Here is a 26,780-nt window from a genome sequence, read left to right on the forward strand (position 1 = left end):
CTGGTCGTTTTTTTACATCATGTAGGGTCCGAAAAATACAGCGATGAAAAGGACATGCATTCCTATGAAATAGGTCAATTGAATGGGATTGGACCAATCTTTTGAACGTGCTCCTGCCCGTAATATTCCATAAGCAATGCCTGCAAAGCCAAGAAGGAACAAAATCGGACTGCCTGGAAAACTTAAATAATCTGGAGCTCTCGCAAGAAGCGCTTCTGAAAACATCGGGTCTCTTACCACAATGGCTGCTACCAGATAGATGAGTATGCCTGTATATAGAACCCAGGAGCGGTCCTGGTCCAGAGCTTCGGCTTTGGAGAACATGATAAAAATCATGAATAGCAAAGGCCATAAAAACCAGAATATAGAGATGATTAGGGCGAATAATCCTGAAGAAAGCATCCCCATCGTCTTTCCTGAAGCAAGGAGTAAAGCTTCCTTTGTGATCTTGTCAGCCCGCTCGATGACTTCAGGTTTGCTTGAAGCTAATAATAAATTATGATCTTCTCCTCCATTGTCTACCCACACAACTGTTTGTTCATTAATCCTAATCGGAAAGTTAGAAAAAGACGGCGTATTGCTTAATCGTGTTACTGTTGTCGTGCTGCGATCACTGATGGTCGCCTGGTATATGTTAAATTGCGGCCCTGGCCGGAAAAGCGTTTCAGTCCAACCGTTTGCTTTAAAAAGGAGAACTGACCCACTCTCTGTATTATGAATACTGAGGTCTGTTACTTCTTTCAGCTCATTTGCAGAGAAAGGATCTTGAAAATTCACTCTGTTCAGATTAGGCTTTTCTCCAAAAGGAGCTTCAGCATAGTAATAATGATTTTGGATTTTACCGGATTGGCTTTGTTTTTGTATCGTTGTAACAAGCAGCTGGTAACTGTTTTCTTTGGTCGTAAACTGAATATCATTGACTTGTTCGGATTGTTTGACTGAGAAGGTGATTTCACCGAGTGGGTTTATGCTGTTTTTTTCCACCTGGTAGTATTTCAGTAAATTACCTGATGAGGTCACTTCATCTGTCAGTAGATAAGTACCACTGTTTGTCTCTGCCATATGTACAGAGGCTTTCGGATTATCCAATGATATAAGCTCTTCACTAGTGGATTCAGAGACGTCCAAATTAAAAATTTTATCCTCACTTCTGTAAAATACACTGTTTTCAAGAGGGAAGAAGGCTTGAATGTCAGAGAGCTTATCCCCTGTCTCCTGATCATACATACTGTAATAATCAGCGTAAATTACCTTGTTTTCACCTATGTAGAATTGCGTGAATTTATCGACAGGAATATCATAAGAATTTTGTTCCTGTATTTCATATTGCTCATTGTAAATGTTTTGTTGGATACCATCTTCGGTAAGAAAGGAAACGGAGGGTTTTCCTTCGTAAAGGCCTACATTGGGGGTCCGTAAAACAGGCGTGGTCCCAATATCAAGAGCGCGGCTCCAATTCTCATCCGGAGGCTCTGTGACTTTTTGATAATTATGAGAAAACAGCAAGCTTACAGCGACCAGAACAATGATCGTAGGAAGCAGCCAAATTAACTTTCCTCTCCAACTTTTCATCTATTGTATCCCCTTCCTTTTTCTGTCTCTTCTTGTAGTACGTAGTTAAGATTATAAAGGTTTCAGAAAAATAAAAATACGATATGAAAAATAGTCTGAAAAATCATAGCAAATTATTATTTATGTACCTTAGTAAGCTTTATGGAGGAGTGTGTAAGAATTAATATAGAGACTTTTGTGCTTCATTTCCTGGGGGGCGTCAGGGGTGTCTGGGAAGCTAATCGCTTTCCTGCGGGGATGACGGCAAGTTTCCTCAGCTATCGTCCCGTGGGGGCTTGCCAGCCAGTTCATTCCCGCGGGAGCCCCACAGCCCTACGCTTCTATAATCGGGAGTTTTATTGAAGAAGATGGAGGAAAATAAAAAGCAGCTCAATGAGAAGGTACGGATACATCGTACACTTCATTGAACTACTTTAACCTTGAATTATTCATCTTGATTAAACTTCATTGTCTCCAGCGATGGTGTGCGCGAGTCTGCTGGATGCTGCGGCTGCAATGGCCCCGACAATGTCGTCTAAGAATGTGTGGCATTCACCTGAGGATTTATCATTCAGTTTTTGTAGGATTCCTGGTTTCTGCTTATCGATATAACCATAATTGGTAAAACCGATGGATCCATAAACGTTTACGATGGAAAAGGCAATGATTTCATCAATTCCATAAAGACTTTCGTCTACCTCAATGGTCGATTGTAACGGCTCTTCAAGCATTTTCTTTTCTGCCAGACGATCCATTTGAATCCCGGTAATGACTGCATTCTGTACTTCCCGCTTTGTCAGGACTTTATTTACATTGAAGCGACAGTCGTCCATGGATAATTCATCGTGATATTTGGATTGTAAGTAATAGACAAGATCAGCAATGTCATCAACGGTGACCCCTCTTTCCACCAGCCAATCTCTTGCGGTTTTTTCAAGAGTGGATACTTTTCTTTCTTCTGCCATAGTGAAAAACCTCCCTGCTCATCATGACTTGCACTGTACCATACCCGCGTTTATTATTGCACAAACGAGTGGTGTTATGTTCATTATATCAAAACTTCTTCCTGAAGGTGCAAATGTGTAGAAGGTTGGATCGCCTTAACAGTCATTGGCTATGATAAAATGATAAAAAATGGATGGAGGTTCGATCATTGAGAAAACCAAAAGTTTATATTACTCGTCGTCTCCCTGATGAAGTCGTGAATGCTTATAAAGAGTACTTGGATATAGAGATGTGGTCAAAGGAAGATGAACCAGTAGAGCGCAAAGTTTTGATAGAACAAGCACAATCGTCTCAGGGTTTAATGACCATGTTAACGGAAAACGTAGATGACCAAATCCTCAAGCAATCTGATAACCTTTCTATCGTTGCGAATATGGCAGTCGGTTATGACAATATCGATGTGAAAGCGGCGGAACGTCTAGGTATTGCAGTCACAAATACACCAGATGTGCTTACAGAGACAACAGCAGACCTCACATTCGGACTATTAATGGCCACGGCGAGGAGGATGATGGAGGCAAGCCAATACATAAAACAAAACAAGTGGGAGCATTGGTCTCCGTTGATGTTAGCCGGTACGGATATTCACGGGAAAACAATAGGAATTGTCGGGATGGGGAGAATCGGAGAAGCAGTTGCTAAAAGAGCGATAGGCTTCGGTATGAGTGTGCTGTATTATAATCGATCTCGTAAATCTGAGGTGGAAGACACCCTTGGTGTGAGATACGAAGGTTTCGAAGAACTGCTTGCACAAGCGGATTATGTCGTGTGCTTGACCCCTTTGACAGAGGAAACCAAACATATGTTTAATAAGGATGCTTTCCAAAGGATGAAACCGGAAGCTTTTTTCATCAATGCATCCAGAGGGGCTACGGTAGATGAACAAGCGCTTTATGAAGCAATCATAAAGAAAGAAATTGCAGGGGCCGGTCTTGATGTATTTGAAAAAGAACCAATCTCCTCCCAGCATCCATTGCTTTCACGACCTGAAGTGGTCTGTTTACCCCATATCGGTTCAGCAACGAAAGAAACAAGATATAAAATGATGAAGCTTAGTCTCGATAACCTCGTCAATCATTTTCAAGGCAAGCCATTACTCACACCTGTTCCATAAAGTCCTGTTTATCTTTAATCCTCAGCCAGATTATTAAAGTATATGGCAGGTTTCTTGAAGACTCAGTTTCGAGATGTTTTTTGAGTGGATGGGGGCTGCGGGGAATAACTCGCTTTCCGCGGGAGCGCGATGAGCCTCCTCGGACTGCGTCCTGTGGGGTCTCACCAAGCACTTTCTTCCCGCAGGAGTCTCGCCATTCCCCTCCGCCCTTTGCTATATCAGAGTCTCGAAACCACTACTGGAAAAATCAGCTTGTGTGGTTATGAGAAGTGAATGATGTAAACTCTATCCCATTGACGTTTAGCAAACGCAAATGCTTGATACAACACACTATACGCCTGCCTAGGGGGGAAGAATTGGAACCTTCCTAATGAATACAGGTGTTCTAATCATCCACTTCCCTCAACCATTCATGCTACCCCTTTTAGAATTAGTTTCGAGACACTTATAAGGTAAAGGGGCGGAGGGAAACGGTGAGACTCCTATGGGACGTGTGGGACAGGTGAGACCCCGGAAGGCGTAGCCTGAGGAGGCTCACCGCCCGCCCCATGGAAAGCGAACCTTTTCCCGGAGCCCCTAGAATCACACAAACATCTCGAAACTGAGTCTTCAACTAAAGGGAGCCTATGTGGAATATAAATAGGGATAAGGATTACAAAAAAAGAGCCGCTCCATATGGAGTGGCTCTTTTGGTTAGGTGTATTAAAATACTTGCTCGACTTCGTAAATTCCCGGTACTTCTTGTGCAAGAGCTCTTTCGATTCCTGCTTTCAAAGTAATTGTGGAACTAGGGCAGTTTCCGCAAGCACCCATGAGTCGCAGGCGGACGATCCCGTCTTCTACATCGACAAGCTCGACGTCCCCACCGTCACGTAGTAAAAATGGGCGAAGTTTATTGAGTACCTCTTGAACCTGTTCATGCATGTTCAATCTTCCCCTTTCTTAAGTATCATTATAAAACGAAACGTCTAAAAAATCTATGGTTGTCTGAGTCTCTGTACATTAATATTGAGAACTATTATCATTTTATCTTTTTTCTTTTCTTTTGTAAAATAGAAAAAACGTAACGCAAAGGGAGAGAGTAGGATGGGGGAACACCAAACAGTTAGTGTAGCGGTCTATGGAGCTGATGTAAAATGTGCGAGTTGTGTCAATGCACCTGGATCAAGGGAAACATATGAGTGGCTGCAAGCGGCTATTGGAAGGAAGTATAATGATTCAATGGTTCGTTACAATTATTATGATATTCATGAAGAAGGTCAGGATGGTGCTGATCCTTCAATTATTCAACAATTGTTGGATGACGAACTTTTTTATCCTCTTGTCCTCGTAGAGAATGAAATTGTAGGCGAGGGAGATCCTAGATTGAAAAAAGTGTATAAAGCCTTGGATAAGAATGGACTTCAGGCTAAGGAAAATTCATAGCAGGTTTTGATAACGGTATGATATGATTAGGATTAGATAGGGTTTCATCCAAGATAGAGGTGAAGCGGATGAATCCATTAATTGAATTTTGTATCAATAACTTGATCAGTGGATCTCAGGAAGCAAAAGAAAGGCTTGAGAAGGATCCTGATCTTGATGTTGTCGAATATGGGTGTTTAAGAAACTGTGGACTATGTTCCCAGACGTTATATGCAGTTGTAGAAGGAGATCGTGTCATGGCTGATACACCTGATGAATTAGTCGATAAGATTTATGAACATCTGGACGAAACCCTATAGATTGGTGTAGCCATGAAAGTAAAAAAGGTATCCTTTGAAGAAGGGTGCCTTTTGATTTGCGGATACGGGATGTTTGATAAAAAGTTCTGCGATTTAGTATACTGACGATAAGAAGAGAAAGGAGAGGCTTGGTATGATTCTGAATATCACAGAAGCCGCAAGTCACCAAATCAAAGAGATGATGAAAGAGGAAGAAGGAGAAGTTCGCCTTCGCTTCGGTGTCAAAGGTGGGGGCTGCAGTGGATTGTCTTATGCCATGGGCTTCGAAGATGACATCAATGAGGAACTTGATCTTGTAGAGGAGTCCAGTGGAATACCCGTAGTCATTAACCGTCAAGACGCTGCTATTGTTGAAGGTACGACCATCGACTTCAAACAGAATATGATGGGCGGGGGATTTACCATAGATAACCCAAACGCTATTGTTTCCTGTGGGTGTGGATCCTCATTCAAAACAGCAACCAATGCTGGAACCCCAGATCCAAATTGTTAATAACAAACCTTTCTGTTTATACAGAAAGGTTTTTTTATTTTGAAAGTAAAAAGGAAGAAGCCATGATGATGGCTTCTTCCTTGTGTTTATGAAAACATGCTGGTCGAGTGTTTAGGTTGGACACGAGCACCAGGATCGATATAGGCTTTCGCATTGTTAACGGCTGTTGGACCTTCACCGAAACCAGAAGCAATCAGCTTCACTTTCCCAGGGTAGGTGCAAATATCACCAGCTGCATAAATGCCTGTGATGTTGGTTTCCATTTTGGAATTAACAACGATACTGTTCTTTTCAATTTCCAGTTCCCAATTTTTGATCGGGCCAAGGGATGAGATAAAGCCGTAATTCACGATCACATCATCCACATCGATGGTTTCTACACGATCTCCTTTGACTTCTTTCAATTCCACCTGTTCAATACGCTCTTCGCCAATCATTTTTTCAGGAGTGAATGGAGTCATAATTCGGACGTTGGATTCATTAAGCTGTGACACACTATGTTCATGGGCTCTGAAATTATCTCTTCTATGGACGAGTGTCACTTGTTCAGCGATTGGCTCGAGCATAAGGGCCCAGTCGACAGCAGAGTCCCCGCCACCAGCGATCATGACTTTTTTGTCACGGAACTTGTCCATATTGCTGACGTGGTAATGAAGGTTTGTTTCTTCAAAACGTTCGGTATCTTCAATCTTCAACTTTCTTGGTTGGAAGGCTCCGTTACCTGCTGTAATAATAATGGTTTTTGTATAATGGACATCCTTGTCTGTAGTCAGCTTGATGGTTTCATCTTCCATTCTTTCTACAGAAACGACTTCCTGGTTCAAGGAAATGGTAGGATTGAACATCATTGCTTGTTCCTCAAGGTTGTCTACTAGTTCTTGTGCTCGTACTTTCGGAAATCCGGCTACGTCAAAAATGTATTTTTCAGGGTAGAGAGCAGTCAGCTGGCCTCCAAGATGGGGAAGGCTTTCAATGATATTTACACTTGCTTCACGCATTCCGCCATAGAATGCAGTAAATAAACCGACTGGACCACCACCGATTACTGTTATATCGTATATTTTTTCACTCATAATAAACCTCCTGATGAAAATTTCACTAAAGTACATTCTATCATAAAAAAATTTCTGATGGGAACAAAGAGGGGATGTAAACCTTTACAGATGGATAATTGATCAATAATTCCGATAAATGTCTTTTGCCTTGAAAATGGACTGGAAAAGGTCTAAGATGAAATCAGATCAAATAGTAAGAATTTGTGACAATTTTCACCTGAAACCACTCAGGTTTTTTTCATGTTTTCTTGTGTGAAATTAGTCACAAGTATTAGTCAACGGATCATTATTACGAGATGGAAGTGATTAAATCATGAGAAACCCTAACATTGTGATTCTCGGTGCCGGATATGGCGGAATCATGACAGCAGTGAAATTACAGAAAAGCCTAGGTGCAAATGATGCGAACGTGACACTGGTGAATAAACATAGTTACCATTACCAAACGACTTGGCTGCATGAAAATGCTGCGGGAACTTTACATCATGACCGCACACGCATTCAAATCAGTGATGTCATCAATACGAGTCAGGTGAATTTCGTACAGGATACCGTAATTGAAATCAAACCTGAAGATAAGAAAGTATTGCTCGAGAACGGTGAGCTTTCCTACGATTACCTTGTCATCGGACTTGGGTTTGAGGCTGCCACTTTCGGAATTTCCGGCTTGAAAGAGAATGCTTTCACTATTAACAGCATTAACAGTGCGCGCTTGATTCGTCAGCATATTGAATATAACTTCGCAAAATATAATAATGAAATGGAGAAAAAGCAGGAGCGATTGAACATCGTCGTCGGCGGTGCTGGATTTACAGGTATGGAGTTCGTAGGTGAGCTTGCTAATCGTATACCGGAACTGTGCAAAGAATACGACATTCCACGGGAAAAAGTCCGTATCATCAACGTTGAAGCTGCTCCTACGGCACTCCCAGGGTTCGATCCTGAGCTTGTAGAGTACGCGATGAACTCTCTGGAATCACGAGGTGTCGAATTCAAAATCGGCGCGATGATCAAAGAAGTTACTGAAAACAAGCTCGTTTTCGAAAAAGATGAGCAGCGTGAAGAAATCGAGACGAATACGGTTGTTTGGGCAGCTGGTGTACGTGGAAACTCTCTTGTTGAAAAAGCAGGGTTCGAAGCAAACCGTGGACGCATTCCAGTTGGGGATGACTTGCGTCCAGAGGGATATGAGGACGTCTTCATCGTAGGTGACTGTGCCTTGATTATGAACGAGGAGACTGGCCGTCCTTATCCTCCTACGGCGCAAATCGCTATTCAGCAAGCTGAGCAGACTGCGGCGAACCTCACCCGCCTTATTAGAGGAGAGGACCACCTTGAGCCATTCGAGCCGGACTTGAAAGGTACTGTAGCCTCCTTGGGTCATAATGACGCGATAGGCGTAGTGTTTGATGATAAAAAATTGTTCGGATGGTCAGCAACGGCAATGAAGAAAATCATCGATAACCGCTATCTGCTAAAACTAGGCGGCGTACCCCTGGTTCTCAAAAAAGGAAAACTAAACTTCTTCCAATAATCATAATTAAAAGCGAAAGCAGAACCACTGCTTTCGCTTTTTTGTAAAAAATAACTTTCCTTCTCCTAGAATAGCTCTCTATTTTTTAAGACACAGTTTCGAAACTTTTGTTGTGTGGATGGGCTGATGTCTGGTTGAAATAATGAATGAACATACCTGGCCATGGATACGGGGTCACTTCAGCGTTAGCTCTAGTCGCCCACGGAAAGCGAACCTTTTCCCGGAGTCCTTAAACACAAAAAAAGTCTCGAAATCAAGCCTTTCACAACCCTGCCCGTTTGTTTAATAACAAACGGTATCGTGGTGGAGGAGCTCTTGCGCTTTTTATGTAACCGTTATAAAATGAGGTTTGGATTTGTTTGTGTTTCGTTGAACATACATAGGGGGAAACGTTAGTGAATATCGTACAGTTCATCGTGTCAATGTTGTTATTTTTTGTATTATTCTTCGGAATTTCTTTCTTATTGAATATGATTTTACGCTCTTCATGGTTGATGGCTTTTGTTTATCCGATCATCGTTCTATTCATCGTTGATGACTTCCCATGGACAAAATATTTTTCAGATCCGGGAAACGCCTTCCCTACAGTATTTGAACAATTAATGAACCTGAAATTAGTGGATATCGTCATCTTAGCGAGTGGATTTGTCGGTACCATAGTGGCTGGAATGGTGATTCGGAAATTACGGAAAAGTGGCTACCAAATGTTTTAAAACGGAAAGACTGACGGCACCATGTGCCATCAGTCTTTTTTTCTAATATTGGTTAAAAGCTGCGGATGACTCGGTTGAATAAAAAAATGGAGCTTGGACATGATTACACCTAGAGGTGATTTCATGAACAAGCGGACGAAGTCTATCTTTTTTATTCTATTGTTCAGCTTTGCTCTTTATAGTACTTTTACGAATGTAACAAACCTATCGCTCTCAGACTTTGACGAATGGATGGCATCTAAATTTAGAGGGGAATCTCTAGATGGGGAGGCTCTTCTGCAAAAAGAGCGGGATTTTTCTGAGAAGAGCTTAAAAGTGAAAAACGCTCCACAGACCTATGTGTCCAGTGCGGTCATAGAAGCGGTTGAATTGTTGGAAGACACCATTGATTTCAGTCAATACCCAAGCCATGAAGTTGTTGCGACAGGTTATACAGCGGGCTATGAGTCAACAGGTAAAACTCCGGAGCACCCTGAGTATGGCATTACGTATTCGGGTGTAAATGTGAAGCGTGATTTATATTCTACCATTGCTGCTGATCTGGAAATGTTTCCGTTAGGGACTGTCCTGTTTATTCCTGGCTATGGTTATGGAGTGGTTGCAGATATTGGGGGAGCTATTAAAGGGAATAAGCTCGATCTCTATTTTCCAACCGTAAATGATGTTTACAATTATTGGGGAAAACAAACGCTTGATGTATATGTTGTTGAAGAGGGCAGCGGTCAACTCTCTGAGGAAGATTTGAATACCTTGAATGAGGATGAATCCTTACAAGTCTTCCGTTCACAAATGAGTCAATAAAAAATCTCTTCCGTAAATATATAGCGGAAGAGATTTTTTTTAGTAAATCAAGGCATGGAGAAGGAAGGTGAGCAGAATACCTGTCAATCCTCCGAAGAACACTTCTATCGGCTGGTGGCCTAACAGTTCTTTAAGTTCTTCTTTCTTTTGATAGCCTTCTTTTTGTTGCCAGCTTTTGGCTTCACTTACGAAGCGGTTGAAGTCGTTGAGTAAGATGTTCAACATTATGGCTTGTTCACCGGTTTGCCGCCTGACTCCTGTACTGTCGAACATGACGATGATGCTGAAAACACAGGCAATAGCGAAAACGGATGAGCCGAACCCTTGTTCAATGCCGACACCTGTAGCCAGCGCGGTTACAGCTGCGGAGTGACTGCTGGGCATGCCGCCTGTACTGAAGGCAAGGCTGGTGTTTAATTGTCGGGAGGCTATGAATTGAATAGGAATTTTTATGACTTGGGCGAAAAAAATAGCAGCAATCGACGCCCAAAGGGGGAAGTTTTGCACTAAGTCTAATAGCATGCTGACATCCTTTCTTATCTTTCGGGGAATGGAAACGACAATCTATGTAGTTGTTCATTCATACAGTAGAGAATGGGTGAACAAATCAAGTGCTTAAGGGCAGATTCATTTTGAAGTGTTTCTAGGGTGATGGAGCAAAGATATTATACCATATGTTCGATGCAGCGAGATAGTTATATTCATGTTAAGTTAAAATAGGAGGAGTCTCATTTAGGAAGGAAAACATAGTGAAATTGTGTATACTTAATATGGAGGTGCGTCAATATGTTTACTGTAACAAATGAATGGAAAGATTCGAAATCTTTACTTGTTGGTCTTTTTGAGGAAGAAGAGATTAACAAGCATACCATCGATAAGGTGAAGAATTCATGTGGAGTTGACCTTGAAGCGTACATAGAAGCTGGACATTTGTCTACGGAAAGTAAAAAACTTGATAAGGTCCTGGTTATGAATGAAAGTGATTTAAAGAACATATATGTCATTGGTCTTGGATCAACACAAGAACTAAATGAAGACAAATATCGTAAGACATTTGGTCGTGTATTTCAAAGTTTAATTAAAGACAAAGTTTCGTCTGTAACTATTTTACTTGAGAGTCTTATTCCTGGAGGGGAAGATGTAGAACGATACTCGGCTCTTCTTTCAGAAGCTATGCTGACATCCACGTATCGTCTTCCTTCTTTTAAAACCAATCAAAAAGAACCGGTGGACATTGATGAACTCACGGTTTGGACAAAACAAGAGGAAAACACTGTACTTGAAGCTTTAAATAGAGGGCAGGCTTTTGCGGATGGAGTGAATACGGCAAGGTATTTGGTTCATCTGCCTGCGAATATTCTGACAGCATCTGAAATGGCAGAGTTCGCTACAACGATGGCGGAAGACTACCAGTTCGAATGGAGCATCCTTGAAAAAGAAGACATGGAAGAGCTGGGTATGGGAGCTTTACTGGCCGTTAATCAGGGATCTGTAGAACCACCCAAAATGATTGTGCTGAAATATCAGGGACTCGAAGAATGGAAAGATGTTACAGCTCTCGTTGGAAAAGGGATCACTTATGACACAGGTGGCTATTCGATTAAACCGAAGACCGGAATGCCAGGTATGAAGGGGGACATGGGAGGAGCGGCAGCTGTTCTGGGCGCAATGGAAACCATAGGTCAACTGAAGCCGAAAAAGAATGTCATCGCTGTAATCCCATCGTCCGACAATATGATTTCAGGGGATGCTTTCAAGCCGGATGATGTGATTACATCTATGAGTGGCTTAACGATTGAAGTGTTGAATACAGATGCAGAAGGCCGCCTTGCTCTTGCTGATGGGGTCACTTATGCTCAAAGCCAGGGAGCGGATCGAGTGATTGATGTCGCTACTTTAACTGGAGGTGTCGTAACAGCATTAGGTTCCTGGATGACAGGCGCTATGACAAATGATGAACATTTTTACAAAGATGTTGAGGGAGCAGGGAAAACTGTAGGAGAGCCGATTTGGCTTTTACCATACAATGATGATTATAAAGCGCAAGTGAGAAAAAGTGCGATTGCTGATCTGAATAACTCGCCTACGAGAAAAGCCCACCCCATCATGGGTGGAGCGTTTGTCGGTGCCTTCGTGGAAAAGGTACCGTGGGTTCATTTAGATATTGCTGGTACATCCATTGCTGAAGGTCCTCACGAACTGGGTCCTAAAGGTCCGACAGGTGTGATGTCCAAAACGTTAGCCCAGTATATTTTGAATTAACTTTAAACCTCCCGGAAACGGGAGGTTTTTTATGTGTTTATAAGTTCAGACCTCGCACCTCGAAGATCACAAGCGTATAACATATAGGGAGGGAGATGAGCGGGGAGGCTTAAAGATGTTCCAACTCACATCATTGTGGCGGAAAATCCGTCCCTCGTCACGCAGACGTACAGTCCTAAAAATGATAAAAAAGAATCTAGGGACTTTCCTTATCGTTCATACGGTGAATGGTACTTATTTTGGAAAAGTGGAGAGAGTGTGGGGCGAGACCGTTCTTATCAGTATTAGTGACCGAATCTATGTGGTCCATATTAATGAAATAGAGAAAATTGCACCAAAATAAAAGCACCCACTACATTCACTGTAGGGGTGCTTATTCATTAGTCTTGAATTGCTGCTTCCAGGGCGACTTCGATCATTTCGTTGAATGTCGTTTGGCGTTCTTCTGCCGTCGTTTCTTCCCCTGTAAGGATATGGTCACTTACGGTCAATACGGATAGAGCCTGACGATTGTATTTTGCTGCCAGGGTGTACAACGCCGTTGTTTCCATTTCTACTGCCAGCACATTGTATTTCGCGAGCAGGTTGAAAAGGTCCATCGCTTGATCACGGTAGAAGCTGTCGCTGGTAAATACGTTACCGACTTTTAGCTTCAAGCCTTTATCTGTTCCCGCATCATACGCATTTTTCAAGAGATTGAAGTCTGCTGTAGGTGCAAAGTCAATGCCACCAAAGACCATACGGTTCATCTGTGAATCCGTTGTGGAAGTAGAGGCAAGGATAACGTCACGCACTTTTACGTCGCTTTGCAATGCGCCGCAAGAACCGACACGAATCAGTTTTTGAACGCCGTAGCTTTCCATTAATTCATTGATATAAATCGAGATGGATGGAACGCCCATGCCTGTTCCCTGAACGGAAACTCTTTCACCTTTATAAGTACCTGTATAGCCGTACATGCCTCGCACTTCGTTATAGCATGTCGCATCTTCTAAAAAGTTTTCTGCAATGTATTTCGCTCGTAGCGGATCACCAGGAAGAAGGATCTTGTCTGCAATGTCTCCAGGTTTCGCTCCAATATGTGTTGTCATGGATATGACCTCCTCCATTACTTTTGACTATATAAAATTACCATACCCTCGATTAGAAAACAAATACGAAAAAAAGCGCTGTCATCCTCCAGTTATCCGAAGTATTGCTTTTCTAGGTCTTCCAACTGTTTCTTCGCACTTTGATTGAATTCTGTCTCTCTTCTTACAAGCTTCGTTTTAAGGACATCCACCGCTTCCCTTAAAGAGTCTTCATAGGAAGGGATTTCTCCATCAAAAGTCTTGACCGCTTCTTTTTGTACATTCGCTTTTTCATTGTAGCTTAAAGCTTTCCGCTGATGAAAAAAGACTTCCTCTGTCTTTCCGGGGTTATGAAGATCTCCTTGCATCGGGTGTTTATCAACGGCCAGTACTTTTACAAGGTAAAAGCGATTGCGGTCTTCGACGACTTCCCCGATATAAATACCTGTCTTATAATGGGCTTTCACGATTGAACCGTTTGGAAACTCTGACATAGTCTCACTCCTCTCACTTTCTCCATCTATTGTAACAAAAATTGAAATTGTGAAGATATCGTGAAGCTCTTCATGGAGGAGGTGAATTTTTGATATACTGCTAGTTAGAAGGATGTGTTGCCCTATGATGGAATTTCTATATTTTCCTCAGGATAAATCAGAGTATATTCCAGCAATCATTATGCTGATGCTTTTTATTGTATTTGCCGCGGTCACCATGATTTGGTTCATTAAGATTTCCCAAAAAGAAGAAAAGAAAGTAGATCAAGCCTACAAATTAGAGGAATCTTCCGATAAAAAGACTGAAAAGCCGCGTTAGGGCCTGAGCCTTACGTGGCTTTTGTTATATTTTTATAAATCGAAGGAGATACTATCCATGGAGTATTCCATGGAACGGAGGATTAATATGAGAATGATAGTCGGGTTGTCGATTGCCATAGTGTTCATTCTTGCTGGGTGTTCAGGGGAAGAACGTTCTCCTTTGAATACGTCGATTTATAATGCCGATAACGATAAAATTGGCACAGCCACACTGACCGAGCAGCCTGAAGGGGTGGAGGTCCAATTAAAAGTGGAAGGTCTTGAGCCGGGCATGCATGCTGTCCATATACATGAGTTTCCAAAATGTGAAGCCCCTGACTTCAAGAGTGCCGGAAATCACTTCAACCCCCTCTCTAAAGATCATGGGTTGATGAATCCGAAGGGAGCACACGTAGGAGATATGCCGAATGTAGAAGCAGACCAAAGTGGTATGGTGGATACTACACTAATGTTGCCTGAAGCCAAACTGAAAGAAGGTCAGAAGTCTTTACTTAGAGATGAGGGGACATCCATCGTGATTCACAGCGGTCAGGATGATGGAATGACACAGCCGGCAGGAGATTCAGGGGAACGTATCGCTTGTGGGAAAATTACTTTGAAAGCGGATGAAGATGAAACGAGTGATCCTACAGAACCGGATAAGAAGCAGGAATAAAAAAAGTCTCCCTCAGAGGGAGACTTTTTTTTATTGTTCAAGGGCCTTCACAGCATTGATGATGCGTGTGACGCCGTCTTCGATAATCGATTCTGGAGCAGCTATATTCAGGCGCATGAATCCTTCCCCTTCATCGCCGAAGGAAGCACCATCATTCAAGCCCACTTTCGCTTCTTTCTGCATAAAACGCTTCAATTCTGTTTGGCTCATCTTCAACTTCCTGCAGTCCAACCATAGAAGATAGGTGCCTTCTGCTGGAAACACCTGTATTGAAGATGTTTCGTTATGAAAGCGTTGGGTGACGTAGTCGCGGTGATTTCCCAAAACATCCATTAATTCTTCCAACCATTCTTCCCCGTGTTCATAAGCCGCTTCCATGGCTGTCAGACCTAAAGTATTCAGCATCAACATCCCTTGGTTTTTAAAGTGACGGTCGACTTTTTTCTTGGCTGATTCATCAGGTATAACGACGTAGGAAGCCTGTAGTCCTGCTAAGTTGAAGGTCTTAGTTGGAGATAAGCAGGTGATCGTTTGGCTGGATGCATCTTCTGACAAACTCGCCATAGGAACATGGACGTTTCCATGGTAGATCAAATCTGCATGAATCTCATCCGCCACCACTTTGACATCGTATTTTAAGCAGATATCCATCATTCTTTGCAGTTCTTCTTTTTTCCACACGCGTCCTACGGGGTTATGAGGATTACAGAGAATGAACATGGAGACGTTATGATCTTTGATTTTCTGCTCAAAATCCGCGAAATCAATCTCGTATTGCTCTTCGTTCATTTGAAGAGGGTTTTTCACCACATGTCTTCCATGATCTTTAATGACACTGTAAAAAGGAGGATAGACAGGGGTCTGTATAATGACGTGATCCCCAATTTCAGTGAGCGATTGGATAATCATGTGCAAGGATGGAATAACTCCAGGGCTATAAGTGATCCACTCTGGATCGATTTTCCATTGATGACGGTTTTCGAGCCATTGCTTGATCGTTTCTTTGACTTTATCATCAGGGACTGTATATCCAAAAATGCCGTGTTCTGCTCTTTCTTTTATTGCATTCGTTACGGCTGATGGAGTCTTGAAGTCCATATCGGCGACCCACATCGGCAGTACTTCTTTATCTTGGTAAAGATCTTCCGCCATATCCCATTTGACGGATCTTGTTCCTTTTCTTGAAACGACTTCTTCAAAACGTTCCATAGCGTTTTCCTCCAATACTCCATTTTGTTATCTATCTTACCCGAATTATTAGGTTGAATGAAAATATGTTGTTTGTATGTAATTACTCAGACTCACTGTATAAATAAGGAAAGAATCTAAAAAAATCCAAAAAAAAAGCAAAGCGAACGTTCGCTCTGCTTACACAGGGGGAATACGAGAAAGTCTTACGTTATTTAATATAACCATCTTTCATAGATTATAAACCTATTTCTTTAATTTTTTTGTTGATTTAAATCATAGAGGAGGTTCATTGCGTGAAGGACGTCCTGTTCTGAGAAGTCACGGGCCTTTTTCAGTAAGAGCTTGGAACGTTTCACGCCAATTTCCTGAATGAGGCTAATTAATTCTTCATCCATTTCAGATGAGTTTTCCTCATGATTCTCCAACAATTCAGAGGCAGGGATATCAAGGACAGTTGAAATCTTAAGGATGGTATCCAATTCTGGAATACGTTCGTCAGTTTCATAACTTTCGAGAGTATGGACCCCGATTCTTGCTTTCATTGCCAGTTCTTCCTTTGTGAAGTTTTTCAACTCGCGGTATTTGCGGATATTGTTACCAGTGGACATAAACATACCTCCTCTGTTCTTTCCTATATTATACCACTTTAATGAGGGTGAAATTTCAAACGTTTTGAGAAGTTTAAGTTTACTTTGCTAAATAGCCTCTTTTATGGTAAAATCATTTATTGCGTGAAAAGAAGCGAATAATAAATAAATCAGGAGTTGTATAGCATGTCAGATAAGTTTCAAGAAGGTCAAGTATTAGAAGGTAAAGTTACAGGAATCCAGCCATACGGTGCGTTCGTTGCTCTAGATGAGAAAGTACAAGGTCTTGTACACATTTCAGAAGTAACTCACGGTTATGTAAAGGATATCAACGAGCATCTTTCTGAAGGCGATGAAGTGCAAGTTAAAATTTTGAACATTGATGAAAAGAGCAATAAGTATTCTCTTTCTATCCGTGCGACGCAAGAAGCTCCAAAAGCAGCTACACGCCGTCCGCGTAAGCAAGCAGCACCTAAACAAGAAGAGTCAACAGCTGGTTTCAACACGCTGAAAGACAAGTTGGAAGATTGGATCAAACAATCTGACGACCGCGAGAAATTCCGTAAATAAGAACGTTTTAAAGGATCAGCCCTAAGAAGGCTGATCCTTTTTTTGTAGATACCATTTGAAGGTTATTCCGCCGGATCAGAGGCCGGGGCGTCTTCATGCTCGGCAACCGGTGAAAAATAAAGAGATATGACGATAAGTCCGCTAATACCAACAAGTGTATAGATTACTCGTGCCAGCCATGCTCCTTGTTCACCACCTCCGAAAAGACCAGCAACAAGATCGTATTGAAACAACCCAATCAATCCCCAGTTGATTGCTCCAACAATGACTAAAAGAAGTGCTACACGATTTAACCAATTCATCCTAAACACCTCCTTTCCGTTATTGTTTATTAGCTTGAACACAGGGGAAAAATATTATACGAATTGCATATCTTTTGAGAATCCACTGGATTTCGGGGATAATACCAACGTATGCTCAGTTTAGAAAGGGGAATTTCATTATGGATGCTTTTACGTTTCATAATCCGACGAAATTGATTTTCGGTAAAGATCAACTGAATCAGTTACCCTCCCAGTTACCAGCGGGTACTAAAAAAGTACTTGTTGTGTATGGTGGAGGAAGTATAAAGAAGAACGGTCTCTATGACCAAGTCATGGGTCAATTGAATGAGGCAGGTGTGGATATCCAGGAACTATCTGGTGTAGAACCTAACCCGAAATTGACCACTGTGGAAAAGGGAGTCAAGATCTGCAAAGAAGATAACATCGATTTCCTTCTTGCTGTAGGTGGAGGAAGTGTCATTGATTGTACCAAGACCATTGCAGCCGGAGCGAAATACGATGGAGCTCCATGGGATCTTGTTACAAGAGAAGCAAAGCCTGAATCAGCTCTTCCATTCGGAACCGTGCTGACCCTGGCAGCTACAGGGTCCGAAATGAATGCAGGTGCAGTCATAACGAATTGGGAAACGAATGAAAAGTATGGTTGGGGAGCGGCGCCTCTAACAAACCCGACTTTCTCTATTCTTGATCCTGCCTACACGGTGAGTGTTCCGAGAGATCAAACCATTTATGGAATTGTGGATATGATGACACACATGTTTGAACAGTACTTCCACAACCCAACACAGTCTCCGGTGCAAGACGAGATGGTGGAGGGGGTATTGAGAGCTGTCATGGAAACAGCTCCTAAACTGCTTGAGGACTTAGAATCGCTTGAGCATAGAGAAACCATTTTGTATGCCGGTACCGTTGCACTCAATGGCATGCTTCAAATGGGATATCGAGGCGATTGGGCCAGTCATAATATTGAACATGCAGTATCTGCTGTTTATGACATTCCACACGCAGGAGGCCTCGCTATCCTATTCCCGAACTGGATGAAACACAACTTGGAAGTCAACGAAGAACGTTTTGCTCGCTTGGCTACGAAAGTCTTCGGTGTAAATCCTGATGGAAAAGGAGATAAAGAAGTCGCTGAAGAGGGAATTAAAGCTCTACGTGCCTTCTGGAGTTCAATCGGAGCTCCTGAAACATTGGCTGATTATGATATTGGTGACGATAAATTCGATATCATCGTCGACCGTGCAATGAAACGAGGACCATTCGGAAACTTCAATCAATTGCATGAACAAGACGTTCAGAAAATCTTGGAGATGTCCAAATAAAAGATGTGAAAAATCGGAGGGGATCCCCTCCGATTTTTTTATCTATTTATTCAGCTGAATGCCAGGATACTTGAAGAATCAGTTTCGAGAATTTTATTGAGTGGGGGGCTGCGGGAATAGATCGCTTTCCGCGGAGCGCGGTGAGGCTCATCGGACTGCATCCTGTGGGGTCTCACCCTGCACTTTTTCCCGAGGAGTCTCGCCATTCCCCTCCGCACCTAACGCTCCACCTGGGTAACGTCCCCTAAAACATCTTAAAACTGAGTCTTCAAGTAAAAGGAGTGTTTGTTTAGCTGATTGGTTATTATTGGGTGAATGATGTTCCGGAATTTTTACAGATGTATGAAACTTTCGCATGTATCCGTTTACAATTTCGCGATTGCTTGATTTGAAGGTAAGGTTTCGATAAAGTGAAATTGGTCAAGCAAAAAATGACGATTTGGAGGGTCATAAATGACACATGTTCGTTTTGATTACGAAAAAGCTTTGCCTTTCTTTGGTGAGCATGAACTTGAATACATGCAAGGAGCAGTATCTCTTGCACATAAATCCCTGCACGAAAAATCAGGAGCAGGAAGTGACTTCTTAGGGTGGTTGGATTTACCTGAAGGTTACGATAAAGAGGAATTTGCCCGCATTAAAAAATCTGCTGAAAAGATAAAATCGGACTCTGATGTCTTGTTGGTCATCGGAATCGGTGGATCATACTTAGGAGCACGTGCTGCGCTTGAAATGTTGAATCACAGTTTTTACAACGAGTTATCTTCTGAAGACCGAAACACCCCTCAAGTGTTCTTCGTTGGTAACAGCATCAGCGCACCATACATGAATGAACTATTTGATGTACTTAAAGACAAAGATGTTTCTGTCAATGTCATCTCTAAGAGTGGAACGACGACAGAACCAGCGATTGCTTTCCGTATCTTCCGTAAGTTCCTAGAAGAGAAGTATGGCGTAGAAGAAGCACGTAAACGCATCTATGCGACAACAGACAAGCAAAAAGGGGCTTTAAAGACACTGGCTAGTGAACAAGGCTATGAGTCCTTCGTCGTTCCTGATGATGTCGGTGGGCGTTACTCTGTTTTGACTGCGGTAGGTCTTCTTCCTATTGCCGCAAGTGGAATCGACATTGATGAAATGATGAAAGGTGCTCAGGCTGCTCAAAGTGAGTTGAGCACGGATAAGCTATCTGATAACCCGGCGTATCAGTATGCGGCTGTCAGAAACGTCCTTTATAACAAAGGAAAAACGATTGAAATGCTTGTGAACTACGAGCCATCTCTTCAATATTTTGCTGAGTGGTGGAAGCAATTGTTTGGAGAAAGTGAAGGAAAAGACCAAAAAGGAATTTTCCCTGCTTCTGCGAATTTCTCTACAGATTTGCACTCTCTTGGACAGTATGTACAGGAAGGGCGCCGTGATTTGTTTGAAACGGTCTTGAACGTAGAAACACCGTCTTCTGACATTACGATTGAGGAAGACAGCCAGAACTTGGACGGACTCAATTACCTTGCTGGATCAACAGTGGACGAGGTAAATGAAAAAGCTTACCTTGGAACAATGCTTGCCCACACAGATGGGGATGTGCCGAACCTGATCTTGCACCTGCCGAAACGCGATGCTTATACGTTCGGTTATCTCGTGTACTTCTTCGAAAAAGCATGCGCCATCAGTGGGTACCTATTGGGTGTGAATCCTTTCGATCAGCCAGGGGTTGAGGCATATAAAGTCAATATGTTTGCCCTGCTTGGTAAACCAGGTTTTGAAAAAGAAAAAGAAGAACTTGAAAAACGTTTGAAATAAAAAGAAAAGCTCGGGTCCTCCAAAAAATGGATGACCTGAGCTTTTTTTGTTTGGGCATAGTAAGGAATAAAGGAGTGATGACAGTGATACCATTATCTTCACCAATTACAGGGCAAGTGTACACCTATAATGATGTGGAGAGTGAACTGAAAGCTCTCGGTTTTAAACTTTCCGATAACTGGGATTATGAACATGGATATTTTGATTATAAAATTGACGACCATGTAGGGTACCAATTTATCCGCCTTCCATTTGTTGTAACATCTGGCTCGTTGGATGCTCCTGGTGATTATGCCATGATTGAAATGAAAGAACCTTTCCTGCTTTCTCATAAATATAATCCAGGATTGGATGATAATGTGAAAGAAGGGAACTTTCGTGCGATTTTCGATCAGTTCCAGGAGCCGGTGGATAAAGACGCTTCTTTTCCTGAAGAACACATCAATAGGGGAAGAGAGCTGCTTGCTCAGGTTGAACAAGTGTTACTTTCGAAGGGGTGAAAAAACGACAAGGACATCCCCTTCCTCCAATACAATATCAGGGTGAAGGTCGAAAGAGAGATCTTCGCCTTTTATTATGCCGATAATTTGATAATGTTCTTTCAAGTAATGTTCAAAAGCTTTGAGCATAGGTTGCCCAATCAGTTCACCACGAATGGTCTCTTCATGAAATTGTCGTTCAGTCAACAAATGAAGAAGAAGTTCAAAAGGTTTGACAGGATCGTTGCGATAGAGCTCCTGGTAAAAGAGGCTGCTCATAAAGTCATTAGAACGAATGATGGTATTGGCTCCTGCCCGTTCTGCATTAATCTTTTGCTTATCGGTGAGTACTTCTGCGATGATGAACAATCCTGGGTGGTGTCCTTTCAGTGAAACAATCTGATGAATGACGGTCTGATCAGACTGTTCTTCTTCCATAGATGGATCAGCGGTTATAATCGCCATTCTTGCTTCTCTTACATTTGCTTGTTCAAGCGTTTCTTCATTTGTGGCACTCCCGTTAATAAAATGAACACTGCATAAACGCTGATAAAATTGGTTCATCGTCCGGTCAATCAAAACGATTCTTTCTTGAAGGTTTTGTTCTTCCAACATGTCCAGCAAGTGGCGGGTCCGTTCATTCCAACCAACAAGGATTAAGTGATTGTTCCCTTTATAGGGGACCTTTCCTTCTGTTAAGTCTGTTTCATGTTTAACTGTAGAGGCTGAAAGTGTTGCCATATAGAAGGTCACAAGGCCTCCCCCTGATAGAATGAGAAGGATTGCGATGATTTTACCTGTTGCACTTAATGGGACATAATCACCATAACCCACGGTAGCACCTGTTACAAATGCCCACCAGAGACCATCAAAGAAAGTAGGGAAGTTCTGCGGCTCTATCATATGGATAATCAAACCGAATAATGACATGGTAAACAAAACGGTAGTCAATAACCGTAAAAACAGCGGCATTTGGAAGTATAGGCGGATTAAGGATTGCATGCTATACGCCCCTTTTTTATCTTCAGTATGGCTCTTCCCCTCCTTCCTCAAACATAAAAGGACTTCCTTAGTATAAGGAAATCCTTAGGAAATGGGGCTATGAAATTTTTTCTTTCAAATCTTTATAAACACAGGACCAGAAATCACGATTGTCACGATAAGCTTTAGTAATGAATGTAAGCATTTCCTTTCGTTTTTCATTAAAATCTTCGGTATTATGATCAGGCAGATTCGCTAATGAGTCATCTATAAACGCTTGGATCTCAGGAGCGCGTGGTCCCCAAGTCCCCACCTCATTCCCATTTGTGTCGATGAAAATAATGATAGGGATAGATCTTGATCGTCCGTTTGTTAAATATTGATCCATCAACTCTAAATTTTCATCCCGCAAAAGGAAGTGAACGGGAATGTGACCCTGCTCTGCAATTTTTAAGAAAATTGGCAGGTTCAGCATCGCATCCCCACACCAGTCCTCAGTAAGGACAATGGCACGTAATTTTTTGTTTTGCACTTTCTCAAACAGGGGCTGATCTTCAACGGGGACCGGGAAATTTTCATATATATAAATAAAGTCCTTTTGGTGTGTTTGCATGTGATCGACGTAGGTCTGTGCTGTCATTCCCTTATTAAACCAGTTTTCTAAGTTCATTCGTATTCCTCCTCTACAAACTCCGTACAAGATCATGTTCCCTCATTAGGCTTAGAATAAGCGTCTAATTATAATGGTATTCCTCTTTTTTGGTATGATAAAAGAAAAGGGGGATGATTATGGAAAAAGAACGATTGAATTTTTTAATGGAATTGCTGAACACACCTTCTCCATCAAGCATGGAGATGGAGATACAAAAAAGATGGATCAAAGAGATGCGTCCATATGCGGATGAAATCAAAACCGACCATGCCGGGAATGCGATCGCTGTATTGAATCCTGAAGCGGAATTCAAGATCCTGTTAGCCGGGCACTGTGATGAAATTGCTCTCGTCATCAACCGTATTGATGAGCAAGGGTATCTTCATTTTGACAAAATGGGAGGCATCAATCCGAAAGCAGCCGTGGGAATGAAGGTTAACATCCTTGGCTATGCAAAGGAATTGACCGGAGTTATTGGAGTGAACGCTCAACACCATGGTGGATTGAAAGGTGATTTTGGTTTAGACGAACTTTTTATTGATTGTGGAGCTAAATCTAAGGAAGAGATGGAGCAGTTTGTCCAGATTGGCGATCTCGCTGTTTATAAAAGAGAGCCTGAGCTGCTGATGGATCGATACATAGCCGGACGTGGTCTGGATAACCGTACGGGACAATTCATCGTAGGTGAAGTATTGAGAAAGCTTTCTAAAGAGGATATTCAAGTTGGGGTCTATGCCGCAAGCACCGTTAATGAAGAGACGAACATGGGAGGGGCTTATTTCGCTGCAGCGGGCCTTGAGCCGACGATGGCCATTGCATGTGATGTGACGTTTGCTACTGATTATCCAGGGGTCAATAAAAATAAACATGGCGATGTACGTTTAGATGGAGGGCCTGTCCTGGCAAAAGGTGCACCGATCAACAGGAAGATTAATAAGCTTCTCGAAAGCACAGCCAAATCTCTTGATATGGACGTGCAGTATGAGCTGACGCCTCGAATGACAGGGACGGATGCGGATAAAATGAGGCTTACTGGTAAAGGTGTTCCGGTCAGTCTTGTTTCTCTGCCGCTCCGCTATATGCATTCTCCTGTAGAAACGGTTAGTGTAAAGGACATCGAAGAAGAGATCTCCTTGATGGTAGAAATGATTAAGAACATGACAGGAAACGAAAGTTTGAATCCGCTAGAAGAATAATCTTAACAGCACCGGGGAGTCTCCTCGGTGTTTTGTTTATTTAACGCATAATTGGAAAGAATAGCAGATATAATCTTCTATATTAAGGAGTGATCTGCATGGATCGGGAATTACTGCATCAACAAATTATGATGTTGAAGGGGAAAATTTGTGCTGGGCAGCTACAATTGCATGGGTATGATGAATACCTGCTCATGCAGCTTGATAAGGTGAAAGATAGTGAAGATGGTCTTGTCGATGTATCCACGGTTTCTTCAACGCTCCGTCTGTTTATAGATGCTACAGATAAAATGCAGTCTCCTCAGCTTAAATAACAAGGCGCATTACTGCGCCTTGTTTATTTTTTGTCATTATTCTTTAAGAAAAACCAGAGTGAACTCTATCAACAACAATCAGTCACTAAACATTAAACTTGCGCGTTCATAACGTTTTGTATAGAATGAAATTACAATAACATATCGATTCCATCTTCGGGGCAGGGTGCAATTCCCGACCGACGGTAAGAAGAAGTGAATTCTTTAAGTCCGTGACCCGTATGGTTTGGCCATGCGGTGGACCCGGTGAAAGTCCGGGACCGACAGTTAAAGTCTGGATGGGAGAAGATGTCGAACGGAACTGGTAGCTTAAACACTACCTCTATTTCCTATGGACACGACCCTCTTAGCCCAAAAAAGTGCTACAGGGTTATTTTTATGTGTTTTTTAGGCCGTTTACCTTCATCTGGGATGTGAATCGATGTACAGATGAAGGGGGAGATTGATGATGAACTCTTACACAGGGCAATCATCTAAGCTGCAGAAGTTAGTCATTTTAGCGTTACTTGGTACGATATCCATGGTATTAATGTTTTTGAAATTTCCGCTTCCTTTTTTACCACCGTATTTAAAAGTGGATGTCAGTGACATTCCTGCTCTTCTAGCTGCGATATTATTTTCGCCGCTCGCAGGTATTGTTGTGGAAGCGTTGAAAAATGGTCTATATATGATTTTCACAGGAGTTTCTGATCCCATCGGGGTCGGAGCGAATTTCCTGGCCGGAGTCCTGTTCATTGTTCCGGTTGCCGTTATCTATCGTAGAGGAAAGACTATGAAATCACTCCTGATCGGTTTAATTTTTGGTTCCGTCTTTATGGCCCTTACAATGAGTGCACTCAATTATTTCCTTATTCTTCCTGCGTACAGCTGGTTTATGGGGTGGGAAACAATGAGCGCAGATGTGAAGTGGATGACAATTGTAGCAGGAATCCTTCCTTTTAATGTAATTAAAGGTGCTATAGCTGGTTCCTTGTTTATCATGTTATTCGTCAAAATGAAGGATTGGATTGAACAAAAAACTGTGCGAAGACAGTCAGCCGCATAGAAAAGCGAGGGGATCACCCCCTCGCTTTTTTTTACCTATTTTTTTGGTCTTCTATTTCTTCCACTTTATAACGTGCTGTCGGCATAGCTTCTAAACGCTCAACTGGAATGGGTTCTCCTGACTTTTCACTCAGACCGTACCGACCCTCTTCCATACGCTGCAAGGCATCTTCTACTTCCATTAATTTTTCCCGTGCCTGCTCATAAAACGTTTGTTCTTTCGCTCTCTCGAATTGATCCGTTCCCTGATCGCCAGGGTGATCAGCCACGCTTGATATTTCACCGGTTCGATCGTTTTCGTAATCTTCTTTAGCCTGGTCTTCCCTGTATTCTTCCATTTGTGATTCTGCTTCTTCTTTCATTTCTAAAAGGCGGTCCTTGAATTTTTGTTTTTGTTTATCATTCAACATTGTAACGTGACTCCTTTCGGGACTGTTCGGTTATTTTTTAGGGACGACTCCTACAGTACATCGGGATAAACACAATAATTCTTCAGCTTCATTAACAATTTGTATTTCCCATACCATCGTATTTTTCCCGATATGAGCAGGTGTAGCTGTTCCAGTTACATATCCATCGCGGGCACTTTTTATATGGTTGGCATTGATTTCTACTCCGAATACTTGCTGTTGATCAGGATCAATGTTCAGAAATGCCCCGATGCTGGCAGCGCTCTCGGCTAATGCCACACTTGCTCCACCATGTAGAAACCCCATAGGTTGATGAGTACGGTGATCGACAGGCATACGAATCTGCACCTTCGTCGCATCTGCTGTCACAACTTCCATCCCTAGTGCTTCCATCAATGTATTCTTCATCATAGATTGATTCATTTTTCATCCCGTCCTTTTTGTATTATTCCCATTGTAAAAATGGTCAAACCTTCATGTTACACACTGAAAATATAAATGACTTGTTCAACAATCTGGCAGGTTTCTTGAAGACTCAATTTCGAGAAGTTTGTTGAGTGGATGGGGCTACGGGGAATAGCTCGCTTTCCGCGGGAGCGCGATGAGCCTCCTCAGGCTGACGCCTTCCGGGGTCTCACCTAGCACTCTTTTCCCGCAGGAGTCTCGCCATTCCCCTCCGCCCCTTTGCTATATCAGAGTCTTGAAACCACTACTTAAGTAATCACCTTGTATGGTTATGAGAAGTGAATGATATAAACTTTACCCCGTTGACGTTTAGCGTACGCAAATACTTGAAACAACGCACTAAATGCCAGTCTAGGGGAGAAGGGTTGGAACCTTACAGGTGTTCTAATCATCCACTTCCTTCAACCATTCAAGCTGCCCTTTTTAGAAGGGGTTTCGAGACACTTATAAGGTAAAGGGGCGGAGGGAAACGGTGAGACTCCTATGGGACGTGTGGGACAGGTGAGACCCCAGTAGGCGTAACCTGAGGAGACTCACCGCCCATCCCATGGAAAGCGAACCTTTTCCCGGAGCCCCTAGAATCACACAAAAGTCTCGAAACTGAGTCATCAAGTCTAGGGAGCTTTAGTAAAAATAAAAAAAGGATGGTAGGGACCATCCTTTTTTGTTGCTCCTGATGTGTTTTTC

At 42.3% G+C, this 26,780-nt stretch carries 32 protein-coding genes and 1 riboswitch; of the genes, 18 read left to right on the plus strand and 14 right to left on the minus strand.

Features of this window, described 5'->3' with window-relative positions; all coding sequences use genetic code 11:
- Window positions 1–12 precede the first annotated feature (12 nt).
- Window positions 13–1,572 carry a DUF998 domain-containing protein gene (locus GLW00_RS04860; RefSeq protein WP_160911700.1) on the minus strand — a complete coding sequence of 520 codons (1,560 nt, stop codon included), beginning with the start codon at window positions 1,570–1,572 and terminating at the stop codon, window positions 13–15.
- 437 nt (window positions 1,573–2,009) lie between these two features.
- Window positions 2,010–2,516 carry a phosphatidylglycerophosphatase A family protein gene (locus GLW00_RS04865; protein ID WP_160911702.1) on the minus strand — a complete coding sequence of 169 codons (507 nt, stop codon included), beginning with the start codon at window positions 2,514–2,516 and terminating at the stop codon, window positions 2,010–2,012.
- A gap of 188 nt (window positions 2,517–2,704) precedes the next feature.
- On the opposite strand from GLW00_RS04865, the gene GLW00_RS04870 reads away from it, so the two are divergent.
- Window positions 2,705–3,670 (plus strand): 2-hydroxyacid dehydrogenase, encoded by a 966-nt coding sequence (locus GLW00_RS04870; RefSeq protein WP_160911704.1) that lies wholly within the window; start codon window positions 2,705–2,707, stop codon window positions 3,668–3,670.
- A 702-nt stretch (window positions 3,671–4,372) separates the two neighbouring features.
- On the opposite strand, the gene GLW00_RS04875 is transcribed toward GLW00_RS04870, so the two are convergent.
- The gene (locus tag GLW00_RS04875; protein ID WP_035511544.1) at window positions 4,373–4,594 is read right to left on the minus strand and encodes a NifU family protein; all 222 of its coding nucleotides are present in this window, start codon (window positions 4,592–4,594) and stop codon (window positions 4,373–4,375) included.
- Between the two features lie 162 nt (window positions 4,595–4,756).
- Between GLW00_RS04875 and GLW00_RS04880 the strand changes: the two genes are divergently transcribed.
- The 3 genes from GLW00_RS04880 (at window position 4,757) to GLW00_RS04890 (ending at window position 5,887) form a co-directional block, all read left to right on the plus strand.
- On the plus strand, window positions 4,757–5,095 hold the full coding sequence (locus GLW00_RS04880) for a YuzD family protein (protein WP_160911706.1): 339 nt from the start codon (window positions 4,757–4,759) through the stop codon (window positions 5,093–5,095).
- A 68-nt stretch (window positions 5,096–5,163) separates the two neighbouring features.
- Complete coding sequence (locus tag GLW00_RS04885; protein ID WP_160911708.1) at window positions 5,164–5,394, plus strand: YuzB family protein; 231 nt, start codon at window positions 5,164–5,166, stop codon at window positions 5,392–5,394.
- Window positions 5,395–5,527: 133 nt separating this feature from the next.
- Entirely contained in the window at window positions 5,528–5,887 is a 360-nt protein-coding gene (locus GLW00_RS04890; protein ID WP_160911710.1) for a HesB/IscA family protein, read from the plus strand.
- 86 nt (window positions 5,888–5,973) lie between these two features.
- Here the strand turns inward: GLW00_RS04890 and GLW00_RS04895 are convergent, their stop codons facing one another.
- Entirely contained in the window at window positions 5,974–6,960 is a 987-nt protein-coding gene (locus GLW00_RS04895) for an NAD(P)/FAD-dependent oxidoreductase (RefSeq protein WP_160911712.1), read from the minus strand.
- A gap of 295 nt (window positions 6,961–7,255) precedes the next feature.
- Between GLW00_RS04895 and GLW00_RS04900 the strand changes: the two genes are divergently transcribed.
- The 3 genes from GLW00_RS04900 (at window position 7,256) to spsC (ending at window position 9,990) form a co-directional block, all read left to right on the plus strand.
- The gene (locus tag GLW00_RS04900; protein ID WP_160911714.1) at window positions 7,256–8,476 is read left to right on the plus strand and encodes an NAD(P)/FAD-dependent oxidoreductase; all 1,221 of its coding nucleotides are present in this window, start codon (window positions 7,256–7,258) and stop codon (window positions 8,474–8,476) included.
- 395 nt (window positions 8,477–8,871) lie between these two features.
- Window positions 8,872–9,189, plus strand: a complete 318-nt coding sequence (locus GLW00_RS04905) for a YuiB family protein (RefSeq protein WP_335808436.1) — start codon at window positions 8,872–8,874, stop codon at window positions 9,187–9,189.
- 99 nt (window positions 9,190–9,288) lie between these two features.
- A complete protein-coding gene (gene spsC, locus GLW00_RS04910; RefSeq protein WP_237417415.1) occupies window positions 9,289–9,990 on the plus strand; it encodes a stationary phase survival protein SpsC in 702 nt (233 codons plus the stop codon).
- A 39-nt stretch (window positions 9,991–10,029) separates the two neighbouring features.
- On the opposite strand, the gene GLW00_RS04915 is transcribed toward spsC, so the two are convergent.
- A complete protein-coding gene (locus GLW00_RS04915; RefSeq protein WP_160911716.1) occupies window positions 10,030–10,512 on the minus strand; it encodes a divergent PAP2 family protein in 483 nt (160 codons plus the stop codon).
- A 264-nt stretch (window positions 10,513–10,776) separates the two neighbouring features.
- Between GLW00_RS04915 and GLW00_RS04920 the strand changes: the two genes are divergently transcribed.
- Window positions 10,777–12,252: a leucyl aminopeptidase gene (locus GLW00_RS04920; RefSeq protein ID WP_160911718.1), complete on the plus strand. Its 1,476-nt coding sequence runs from the start codon at window positions 10,777–10,779 to the stop codon at window positions 12,250–12,252.
- 115 nt (window positions 12,253–12,367) lie between these two features.
- The gene (locus GLW00_RS04925) at window positions 12,368–12,595 is read left to right on the plus strand and encodes a hypothetical protein (RefSeq protein ID WP_160911719.1); all 228 of its coding nucleotides are present in this window, start codon (window positions 12,368–12,370) and stop codon (window positions 12,593–12,595) included.
- Between the two features lie 37 nt (window positions 12,596–12,632).
- Here GLW00_RS04925 and deoD read toward each other — a convergent pair whose 3' ends face one another.
- Both deoD and kapB read right to left on the minus strand, forming a co-directional pair.
- Window positions 12,633–13,343, minus strand: a complete 711-nt coding sequence (gene deoD, locus GLW00_RS04930) for a purine-nucleoside phosphorylase (RefSeq protein ID WP_160911721.1) — start codon at window positions 13,341–13,343, stop codon at window positions 12,633–12,635.
- A 92-nt stretch (window positions 13,344–13,435) separates the two neighbouring features.
- On the minus strand, window positions 13,436–13,816 hold the full coding sequence (gene kapB / locus GLW00_RS04935; RefSeq protein ID WP_160911723.1) for a kinase-associated lipoprotein KapB: 381 nt from the start codon (window positions 13,814–13,816) through the stop codon (window positions 13,436–13,438).
- A gap of 124 nt (window positions 13,817–13,940) precedes the next feature.
- On the opposite strand from kapB, the gene GLW00_RS04940 reads away from it, so the two are divergent.
- The gene (locus GLW00_RS04940; protein ID WP_160911725.1) at window positions 13,941–14,135 is read left to right on the plus strand and encodes a hypothetical protein; all 195 of its coding nucleotides are present in this window, start codon (window positions 13,941–13,943) and stop codon (window positions 14,133–14,135) included.
- Between the two features lie 87 nt (window positions 14,136–14,222).
- Entirely contained in the window at window positions 14,223–14,792 is a 570-nt protein-coding gene (locus tag GLW00_RS04945) for a superoxide dismutase family protein (RefSeq protein ID WP_160911727.1), read from the plus strand.
- 30 nt (window positions 14,793–14,822) lie between these two features.
- On the opposite strand, the gene GLW00_RS04950 is transcribed toward GLW00_RS04945, so the two are convergent.
- Together GLW00_RS04950 and GLW00_RS04955 are read right to left on the minus strand one after the other, a co-directional pair.
- Window positions 14,823–16,001: a MalY/PatB family protein gene (locus GLW00_RS04950; protein WP_160911728.1), complete on the minus strand. Its 1,179-nt coding sequence runs from the start codon at window positions 15,999–16,001 to the stop codon at window positions 14,823–14,825.
- 233 nt (window positions 16,002–16,234) lie between these two features.
- Window positions 16,235–16,591 carry a helix-turn-helix domain-containing protein gene (locus tag GLW00_RS04955; protein ID WP_160911730.1) on the minus strand — a complete coding sequence of 119 codons (357 nt, stop codon included), beginning with the start codon at window positions 16,589–16,591 and terminating at the stop codon, window positions 16,235–16,237.
- Between the two features lie 165 nt (window positions 16,592–16,756).
- Here GLW00_RS04955 and yugI point away from each other — a divergent pair, with 165 nt between their 5' ends.
- On the plus strand, window positions 16,757–17,140 hold the full coding sequence (gene yugI, locus GLW00_RS04960; RefSeq protein ID WP_160911732.1) for a S1 domain-containing post-transcriptional regulator GSP13: 384 nt from the start codon (window positions 16,757–16,759) through the stop codon (window positions 17,138–17,140).
- Between the two features lie 62 nt (window positions 17,141–17,202).
- On the opposite strand, the gene GLW00_RS04965 is transcribed toward yugI, so the two are convergent.
- Window positions 17,203–17,442: a DUF378 domain-containing protein gene (locus GLW00_RS04965; protein WP_160911734.1), complete on the minus strand. Its 240-nt coding sequence runs from the start codon at window positions 17,440–17,442 to the stop codon at window positions 17,203–17,205.
- A gap of 140 nt (window positions 17,443–17,582) precedes the next feature.
- Between GLW00_RS04965 and GLW00_RS04970 the strand changes: the two genes are divergently transcribed.
- The 3 genes from GLW00_RS04970 to GLW00_RS04980 all read left to right on the plus strand — a co-directional run bounded on the left by GLW00_RS04970 (window position 17,583) and on the right by GLW00_RS04980 (window position 21,052).
- On the plus strand, window positions 17,583–18,749 hold the full coding sequence (locus tag GLW00_RS04970; RefSeq protein ID WP_160911736.1) for an iron-containing alcohol dehydrogenase: 1,167 nt from the start codon (window positions 17,583–17,585) through the stop codon (window positions 18,747–18,749).
- A 453-nt stretch (window positions 18,750–19,202) separates the two neighbouring features.
- Complete coding sequence (locus tag GLW00_RS04975) at window positions 19,203–20,552, plus strand: glucose-6-phosphate isomerase (RefSeq protein WP_160911737.1); 1,350 nt, start codon at window positions 19,203–19,205, stop codon at window positions 20,550–20,552.
- 83 nt (window positions 20,553–20,635) lie between these two features.
- Window positions 20,636–21,052, plus strand: a complete 417-nt coding sequence (locus GLW00_RS04980; protein ID WP_206947711.1) for a YugN-like family protein — start codon at window positions 20,636–20,638, stop codon at window positions 21,050–21,052.
- Here GLW00_RS04980 and GLW00_RS04985 read toward each other — a convergent pair.
- Together GLW00_RS04985 and GLW00_RS04990 are read right to left on the minus strand one after the other, a co-directional pair.
- Complete coding sequence (locus tag GLW00_RS04985) at window positions 21,035–22,033, minus strand: potassium channel family protein (protein ID WP_160911739.1); 999 nt, start codon at window positions 22,031–22,033, stop codon at window positions 21,035–21,037. The genes GLW00_RS04980 and GLW00_RS04985 overlap by 18 nt on opposite strands.
- A 97-nt stretch (window positions 22,034–22,130) precedes the next feature.
- A complete protein-coding gene (locus GLW00_RS04990; protein ID WP_160911741.1) occupies window positions 22,131–22,682 on the minus strand; it encodes a thioredoxin family protein in 552 nt (183 codons plus the stop codon).
- Between the two features lie 119 nt (window positions 22,683–22,801).
- Between GLW00_RS04990 and GLW00_RS04995 the strand changes: the two genes are divergently transcribed.
- From GLW00_RS04995 to GLW00_RS05005, 3 genes are all read left to right on the plus strand, one after another.
- Entirely contained in the window at window positions 22,802–23,860 is a 1,059-nt protein-coding gene (locus tag GLW00_RS04995; protein ID WP_160911743.1) for a M20/M25/M40 family metallo-hydrolase, read from the plus strand.
- A gap of 98 nt (window positions 23,861–23,958) precedes the next feature.
- Window positions 23,959–24,174 (plus strand): hypothetical protein, encoded by a 216-nt coding sequence (locus GLW00_RS05000; protein WP_160911745.1) that lies wholly within the window; start codon window positions 23,959–23,961, stop codon window positions 24,172–24,174.
- A 148-nt stretch (window positions 24,175–24,322) separates the two neighbouring features.
- A riboswitch (FMN riboswitch) is annotated at window positions 24,323–24,468 on the plus strand.
- 154 nt (window positions 24,469–24,622) lie between these two features.
- Window positions 24,623–25,219, plus strand: a complete 597-nt coding sequence (locus GLW00_RS05005) for an ECF transporter S component (RefSeq protein ID WP_160911893.1) — start codon at window positions 24,623–24,625, stop codon at window positions 25,217–25,219.
- Between the two features lie 31 nt (window positions 25,220–25,250).
- Here the strand turns inward: GLW00_RS05005 and GLW00_RS05010 are convergent, their stop codons facing one another.
- Complete coding sequence (locus GLW00_RS05010; RefSeq protein ID WP_160911746.1) at window positions 25,251–25,628, minus strand: TraR/DksA C4-type zinc finger protein; 378 nt, start codon at window positions 25,626–25,628, stop codon at window positions 25,251–25,253.
- Window positions 25,629–25,658: 30 nt separating this feature from the next.
- On the minus strand, window positions 25,659–26,051 hold the full coding sequence (locus GLW00_RS05015) for a hotdog fold thioesterase (RefSeq protein WP_160911748.1): 393 nt from the start codon (window positions 26,049–26,051) through the stop codon (window positions 25,659–25,661).
- Window positions 26,052–26,780 lie beyond the last annotated feature (729 nt).

The organism is Halobacillus litoralis (assembly GCF_009856445.1).
Taxonomy (GTDB): domain Bacteria; phylum Bacillota; class Bacilli; order Bacillales; family Halobacillaceae; genus Halobacillus; species Halobacillus litoralis.